The following is an 8,135-nucleotide window of genomic DNA, read 5'->3' as shown; positions in this document are numbered from 1 at the left end:
ATATGAATGTTTTTTGTTAATGAGTTGTGTGTTGGCTCTTGACTTTTTCGAACGGGGGGGGGGTATGTTAATAGCAAACGCCGGTCAGTCCTAGTTTGACGGGCGTGTGTGGCTCCGGTTGGAGTTACACAGCAAATTTTTCTTCGTGTACCTAGCACGAAGGAGAAGAAGAAAGGAAAAATATTATGTTGAATAAGAAGGCTATCGCCGCATTCTCTGCTGGCGCCACCCTCCTCTCCGGTTTCGCTTTTGCTGCACCAGCAATGGCTGATGTTAACGTTCCAGATTGCCCAGCGAATAAGGCAGATTGGAATCTTAAGAGCAAGAATGAGTCTATCGCTGCTTTAGCTAAGAAGGCTTGGGATGATGCAAAGGCTGAAGTTCCAGCTGTTCCACAAGAGCCACAAGAGCCATCTAAGGCTGAAGTTAAGGCTTTGTATGTGGCTGATGGCAATGATGGCAAGCTTAAGATGGTGACTCCTCTTCCTAATGGCACCAAGCCAGAAGATGCTGCAGCTGCTCAGGCATATGTAAATCAGAAGAACAAGTATGTTGGAGACAAGGCAACCTACGATGCTAAGCTCGCTGCTGCTAATGATGCTCATGCCCAGTATCTCAAGGCTTTGGACAACGTTAATAACTGCTCTAACCCAGATCCAACTGAGGATCAGATTAAGAGGGCTCTTATTAACAAGGTTCGTCTTGCTAAGATGAACTTGGACAATAAGGATGATGAACTTGCTGTTGCTAAGAATAAGTTCAATGATGCTTATAAGGCTTTGGTTGCTGCTCTTGCTGAGTTCAATGCACGCGTGAATGCCTTCAATGATGCTCAGGAAAAGCTCAATGCATTCTTGACTTCTGGTACGAATGATTCTGCTACCGAGACTCGTTTGCGTGATGCTGTGGACCGCGCTAAGGCTCATCTTGTCCGTGCAATGAATGCTCTTGACAAGGCTACTGCCGACTATAATGCTGCTTTGGCTGCTGCCAAGGCTGCTGTAAAGGCTTATAATGAGGCTTTGGCTCTTTACAAGGCTGTTTACAATGAGGCTGTTGCTGCCGGTGTGAACCCATCTTTGTTGCCACCAGTTGTGACTTCTGATCCTTTGGCTCCAACATTCCCAGCTGTTCCTGGTTTGAAGCATGCTTATGCTTCTGCTATGAGCGGTAAGTTTGGTAAGGAAGTTCAGGCTGCTGCTAAGCAGGGTCAGAAGGGTAAGGATACCAAGGCTTCTGCTCAGCAGAACAACAATGCTAACGGTGCTGCCGCTGGTGCTAATGGTGCCGCTGCTGCTGGTTTAGCTAAGACTGGTGCTGCTGTAGCTATGGCTGCTGTTGCTGCTTCTGTGCTTGCTGGCATGGGTGCTGCTCTTCGCAAGATCCGTCACTAAGCTGAAATCTGATTCAGTGATGAATCATTTGGGCTTTAGCTTATTGGTTGATCGTTGAGTCGGTTTTACTGTGAATTACTTAGTCTAGTGTGCTAAAAGGTGCGCTAGACTAAGTGCTTTTATAAAAATTTTGTGCTTGGCACGCTGTGTAGATCTTTTGGTTTTATACAGCAATTACTTGGTTTGCGTTTGCTTGTTGATATGGTTTGCCAAATTTCCTTTTTTACTATTGATTCAGGCTTCGTTAGCCGATTAATGCTGAGCGCTTTGCGTTGTTGCTTTCCGCTAGGGACGGTTGGTAATATCGCAAGTTTCGAGGCTCGGGAGTTTCTTCCGAGCCTTTTGTTATTTTTATGCTTAAAATCAACAAATACTAGCGCAATATACACAAAGCATGACACAATAGTAAGTAGTATGTTTTTTGAAGGGAGCAGATCACGTGAGTGAGCGACAAACCGTGCAGCGCTGGATGATTACAGTTGGTGGTGTCGAGCAGGCACGTGTGGGTGCAGGTCAGTCTGTAGAGATTGGTCGAAAGCCTATACGCCCGTTGCGTGAAGATGGTTTCGCGCGCGTCGACATAGTAGATAACAAACGTTCTATGTCAAAGAGGCATGCGCTGCTAATTGTAGACATGCGAGGCGTGGCAACAATACGAGATTTGCATTCGACCAACGGTACGTATTTAGTCAGCGAAAATGGTGATTTGCTGCGTCTAGAGCCTGATGTTGATTTTCAACTTCCAGATAACTTAATGCGCATGCAATTCGGTGATGTTCCTGTTGATTTTGTGCGTGTAGAAGAAGAATCTGCTGAAGTTGAAAAAGATAACGCAGTGCGTAATCTGTTCTCTTATGCTACAGATGAATCGCATGATGAGCCTGCAGCTTCAGATTTATCGGTAGACCAAATTCTTGATTTGCGCGCTGGTGAGCCAACAGGTGTTTTCCATGCTCAATCAGTTTCGCATCCTGGGTTGTCTTGGAAACAAGGCATGCAAAATCAAACTCAGCTCAATGATGATTCGCAAACAGATGTTGCTCCAATCAATCATGATGTAACTTTGCCTGTTATGCGAGAGCAGCAGGAGGCTCCTGTAGAGCCGCGTAATTTATTTGCAGATGCGCAAGCAATTCAGCAAGAAAGTGCGACTAAAGAAGAACCTTCTCAACAAGATTCTGTGGTTTCTGCAGTTGATTCGGTTTCTGCAGTTGATCAAGCTGATTCGGTTGCTCAGGTTTCTTCGGTTACGCCAGTTAATTCGGAAACAAATGTATTGCAAAACGAAAGTTCTCAAGAATTTCCAGTATCTCCATTAAATTCAACTGAAACTTTTGCTGAAAATATTGTCAATACTTCAGCTTTTAATAGTGCAAATACAGGTTCTAATAATCTCGATATTAACAGTTTTGGCTCTACAAATCTCGGTACTACAAGTCTCGACTCTAATAATCTCGATATTAACAATTCTGATGCGGAGTACACACCTGCATTTGAGCCAGGCTCCGTATTTGAAAAAGTATCAAAAGGCGAATTTGACTCTCAAGAAAATGTAGTGGAAGCCGGCGGATTCACGTCAAAAGAAGCTGAAGAAAGTAGTGATTTTTCAAAGCAATTTGAGATGGCGCAATATTCGCAGTTGCTTCCGTTCTTGGCTGCAAACACTGGGTTATACGATGACTTATACGCGTGGCTCGCAGCTCAAGGTAATTCTGAAGTAGATGCTGCACTAGCTAGAAACAGCGGTTATAGTGCATATCGCAAAGCTATTGAACAGTAAGCAAGTAGGGTGGGAATATGAGTGATACAAACAACGTGGAGCAGGATTCGTCAGAGCAAGTTTTTACTGATGCAGTAGTTGAAAATACTACGTCAGAGGATGGTTCTTTAGAAAAATCTGGCTCTAATAATACGAACAGCGCTCGTACTAACGCTTTACAACATATAGTTGAGTGGAAGCAGCAATATCAGGCTCAGCTATCTCCTTCTCCACTAGAAGATATAACGCAACTTGCTGCTCAATTAGAGTTGACGCATGCTCATCCTTCCGGAATTGCGCAACTTTTTGCAAGCGGAAAAGTAACATTAAAATCTTTATTCCGGGACGCTGGAATGTTGCGAGCTGCTGGGCGAAGGCTAGATCGAGTTTTTGAAGATAGAGACGCAAAAGCGCACGAAAGTGGTGTTTCCGAGCTTTCTTTAATAGTCGGTGTTGCATCGTGGAATGGCAACCATGTGCCTGTTCTTACGTATCCTGTGAAAGTTGTTCGTGACACTAATCAAGATGAAACCTCCGCCACTATTTATTTCTCTGGAAGTGTTGGGCTGAACAATTCGCTTGTGTCGCGTTTAAGTGAGCGTGGTGTTCAACTTAGGGAAGATGTTTTATTCGACGGATCTCAATATGAAAGTGGAACGCCAGAAACTTCTGTAGTGTTTGATGCTATTTGTAAGCAAGCTCGCTCAGCTTTTCCAGATTTTGATATTGAGCGTGATATTATACTTGGCTGCTTCACAGATGCAGGTTCGCGTTTCGTAGCAGAAAGTGAACAAATTATTAACGCTTTGCAATCTGGCAATGTTGGGAATGCAATGATTGACGCTATGGCTGGCGATGATCGAGCTATTCATAAGCTTCAGTCTGCAAATAAGCCAGAATATAGTCCTTTCGACGCAGATCCTCATAGCGAATGCGAAGTTGGTGAAGTAGATAACGTTGTGCGTTATGCAGCGGAGCTTGTTGCTTCTGGAAAATCTCTGTTCGTGGATATTGATTCGGGATCGGATTCAGCTGCGATTGCTGCTGCGATTGCTTCTCGTTCTGTGATTGCAGGACGTTCTGTGTTGTATGTGCCTAATGTTGTTGAACAGCAGAGGCGTTTCCGTTACACGTTGAATACGCATGAAATTTCCTCATTAGCATTAGACGTTGCGGATGGTCATATTGCTAAGCATGTCGATGCGCAGTTGATTGCAGCAGTTGGCGCTAGACATAGTATTGCGACTTCACGATTTGAGCAGGTTGCAGATGAGTTGGTTGGAGTGCGTTCTCGCCTTACTCGTTATTTAGGTGATCTTCATGGTATCAACGAAACTTGGGGAGTATCTGCATATCAAACAATCCAGAATCTTGCAGCAATTGCAATGTTCCCAACCCATCCGTCTACGCATGTGCGTTTAGATGTTGCCGCAGCGCACGCTATGACCGGTCATATTGAGGAGTGGTCGAAGAAATTCCACCAAGCCGATGAACTTGGAGAGTTTAGGATAAATCCTGAAGATACTCCTTGGTTTGGCGCGTCGATATTTGACGAAAATGAAGCTATATCTGTATATCAGCGTGTTGTAGACGTGCTTCTTAAGCTTCTTCCAGCAACTCGAGAACAAGTTAAAAGCACTGTGCAAAGCTGTGGTTTCCCTGTGCCAACAACAGCTCGTGAGTGGAGTCGTCAAGTTACAGTTCTCAAAAATTTGCGACGTGTACTTGACGTATTCCAGCCTGAAATTTTTGAGCGCGATTTAGATGCAATGATTGAAGCGAGTAAGCCGAAAGCTCAGCGTAAAGCCGAAGGCACAATTATGGGCTTCTGGGAACGTAGACATCATGTTCGAGAAGCGCGCAGCTTGCTAAGAGTTGGAGCTAAAGTCGATGATTTGCATGAGGCATTAAAGATTGTTGCGCAGCAAGCAGCTCAGTGGCGTACTTTCGTGCCTCACGGCGGATGGCCTGTTTTGCCGCCAAAATTGGATGATATTGTAAATACTCAAGAATTATTAGCAAGGCATTTAGTTGCTCTTGATGCAGTGTTAGCAACAACTCTTAAGGGTGCAGATCTTGAAAATATTGAATTTGCGCAGCTCGAAGCTCGTTTGCAAGATTTACATGACGACAGAGCATCTCTAGATACTCTCCCTGGTCGTTGCAATTTGGAACGCGAGTTCAGTAAAGCGGGCTTATCTGATTTAGTCAGCGATTTGCGTCGTCGCAACGTTACAGGTAATGCAATTGACGGTGAGTTGCAATTAGCTTGGTGGACTACTGTTTTTGAAGATATCGTTAATTCTTCTGCAATTATTTCTCACCAAGATGGCTCAGCAATGCAAGATGCTTCTGATCGATTCGTGCAAGTTGATACAGAACATGTGCGTTCAATCGGTCCAATGGTTCAGCAAGAAGCTATGAGGCATTTGTGTGATTTATTGTTCTCGCATACGCAAGAAGCTAATCAGTTACATACTATGCTCGCCGGAAACCGTTCTGGAATTACTTTTAATAAATTATTGCGCAATTATGCGGAACTTGTTTTGGCTGCGAAACCAATACTTGTAGCTATGCCATCTACTCTTACTATGATGACTCCGTTGAGACCTATTGCAGATACTGTAATAATTGATTCGGCATCTCATATATCAAATATTGAGTTGCTATCTATTTTGTCTCGTGCTCATCAAGTAGTAGTTTTAGCACATAAGCAAACAATAAGTTCTGAAAGCTTGCGTTCACTTATTTCATTACTCCCATCTGTAACAGTAGTTTCTAGAGCAACAAGGCGCTCGCTTCGTTTAGCGCGATTCTTGGAAGAACATGGTTATGGAAAGTTGCGTCATGACGTTCCTGTTGAGCGTTTGCAAGGCAAAGTTCGTTTGCATCAAATTGAAGCAACTGGAGTTCCAGTAATGTCTTCTGGGCTTATTGAAAGCAGCCAGCGTGAAATTGATGAAGTAGTTGAGCTTATTCGTCAGCGCGCAAATACGTTTACGGTTGTTCCTTCAAGCTATGTGCTTGTTGTAGTTACATTGACAAACGTGTTCCGCAGTCGTTTGGGAGCTGAGTTGAAGTCTTTGTCTATTAAAGACGAAAACATGGCTAGATTCTTGCGACATGTGAGACTTTTGGGCGTTAATGAAGCTTCTGGAGCAATAGCAACAGATGTAATTATGTCGCTTTGCTATGCAAAAACATCTCACGGCAGACTTCTTCAGCAGTTTGGATTGCTTGAAGAAGAAGGTGGAAGCAGTATGCTTCTTGACGCTTTGGCTCTAGCTCGTCGTCATCTAGATATTGTTAGTGCGTTTACATCTAAAGATATGGAAGATGAGCGTTTGCACCAAGATGGTCCAAAGCTTTTGAAGAGTCTTTTGCAATGGGCTGAGAAGTTAAGTGATAAGCCGCTTCGTCCAGAAGATGCTAACGATGTTGAAGCGCAAATTGCTGCAGAAGCTGCGCAAAGGAATGTGCTATTTACTGATTTAGCTGAGCGTATTCGCTCGCGTGGATTAAAAGTTGCAGTCAACTATGGCTTCGATAATGGCGTTAGAATTCCTCTAGTAGTTGGACTTGCGGATAAGCCATTTGCTGTTGCTGTGCTTACGGATGATGCGCAATTTATGAGCGTGCAATCAACTCGTGAACGTCATCGCATGATTATTCAGGATTTGGAATCCTTGGGCTGGTCAGTTATGACAGTGTGGAGTGTTGGAGCTTTTGTCAATCCTGAAAAAGAGGTTGATCGTGTTGTTTCTCGTCTCGGGGAATTGTATGGTGACAACGAATGAGTAAATACGATCCCAATAGAAGATCTCCCCGCAGGTCGGTTAGGGTTGTTCGTGAAGGCTCAGAGCTTTTTGATGCAGATGGCGTTAAACTCGAGCCTTCTGACGAGCTTACTTTGCAACAGCGCAATCAAGACGACGATAATCGCATTTTAAGCGAATTGCCGCCTCACTGGGCTGTATTTTCCGAGCGTATGAGTTGAGCTTGAAATACGCGAGAAGTAGCAGAATGATTTATTCTTGTTGCTGACTGGCTATTATCGCTAATTGCTAGTAATTACCGCTGATTTCTACTAATCGTGTACGTATTCCATGACGGCAATCTCATTGTGACAATTTCATGGCAATAATTGCCAAAGAGGGGTTTGCAGACTGAGCTTGTAATAATCGCAACGCATCTGCAGCAGGCATAGCAAGAGTGGTAGTATTCTGCTGATTTTGTGAAGCTTGAGTGCTTTGAGTTATTTGCATTACCATAACATTATGAACTACGCTAACATAGCGTTCGTCAATTTCTGCAATATTGTTTTCTTCAATATCGTGGTTTTTGTTTTTATCGTTATTTGTCACAGTGTTGCTTTTGGATTTTTCGCTGTTGTGGATTTCTGCATTTTGGGAGTTAGAAATTTCTTCATCTTGTACCGGCTTGCTAAAAGCTAAATCGATTTTTTCGCCAGGAAGCAGCGTGTGATCTGCACTAGCTAAATGAATGGTAATAGAAGTGAATCCTTTTGGAATGCGCGGAATTTTACTTAATAGTGTTTGCAAAATTGGCATGCCTTTACGTATTTCGCATGTTGCAATAATAGAAGCATTCGCGCTTATATTATTGGATAACGCTTGATTAAATACTTTATGCTTAGGAACTCGAACGTATGCAATATCGTTTACGCTAACGCGTGAACCTTGCTGAATATTGTGTTTAGCTACTGCTATGACTTGAGTTTCTTGTGAATCAATAATAGTTGACACAACAAGTAAAGCCATCATTCCAGCACATAACACAATAATGATTTTCCGCACGAAAGCGCGTTGCCTTCGCTGCAATAACGCACTATTTTTTGCGTTATTTTGAGATTTAAATAAAGAAAAATTTATGCTCATACTTGCATTTTGAAATATAAAAAATGCAAGAGCAAGAAAAATTGCGCGCTGTGGATAAAACCTATTAGCGCGCAATATTTAAAC

At 43.2% G+C, this 8,135-nt stretch carries 5 protein-coding genes; 4 read left to right on the top strand and 1 reads right to left on the bottom strand.

From position 1 onward, the window contains the following. Positions 1–185: 185 nt before the first annotated feature. The 4 genes from A5294_RS05505 to A5294_RS05490 all read left to right on the top strand — a co-directional run bounded on the left by A5294_RS05505 (position 186) and on the right by A5294_RS05490 (position 7,150). Positions 186–1,394 carry a hypothetical protein gene (locus tag A5294_RS05505; RefSeq protein WP_064340654.1) on the top strand — a complete coding sequence of 403 codons (1,209 nt, stop codon included), beginning with the start codon at positions 186–188 and terminating at the stop codon, positions 1,392–1,394. Between the two features lie 439 nt (positions 1,395–1,833). Next, positions 1,834–3,174: an FHA domain-containing protein gene (locus A5294_RS05500; RefSeq protein WP_004574107.1), complete on the top strand. Its 1,341-nt coding sequence runs from the start codon at positions 1,834–1,836 to the stop codon at positions 3,172–3,174. A 17-nt stretch (positions 3,175–3,191) separates the two neighbouring features. Continuing rightward, entirely contained in the window at positions 3,192–6,950 is a 3,759-nt protein-coding gene (locus A5294_RS05495; protein ID WP_064340653.1) for a hypothetical protein, read from the top strand. Then, positions 6,947–7,150 carry a hypothetical protein gene (locus A5294_RS05490; protein ID WP_004105564.1) on the top strand — a complete coding sequence of 68 codons (204 nt, stop codon included), beginning with the start codon at positions 6,947–6,949 and terminating at the stop codon, positions 7,148–7,150. The genes A5294_RS05495 and A5294_RS05490 overlap by 4 nt, the downstream gene beginning before the upstream one ends. A gap of 121 nt (positions 7,151–7,271) precedes the next feature. Here the strand turns inward: A5294_RS05490 and A5294_RS05485 are convergent, their stop codons facing one another. Then, entirely contained in the window at positions 7,272–8,051 is a 780-nt protein-coding gene (locus A5294_RS05485) for a hypothetical protein (RefSeq protein WP_064340655.1), read from the bottom strand. Between the last annotated feature and the right edge of the window lie 84 nt (positions 8,052–8,135).

It is taken from the genome of Gardnerella sp. 30-4, assembly GCF_001641215.1.
GTDB classification, from domain to species: Bacteria; Actinomycetota; Actinomycetes; order Actinomycetales; family Bifidobacteriaceae; genus Bifidobacterium; species Bifidobacterium leopoldii.
This window is presented reverse-complemented; position numbering and strand designations above follow the sequence as displayed.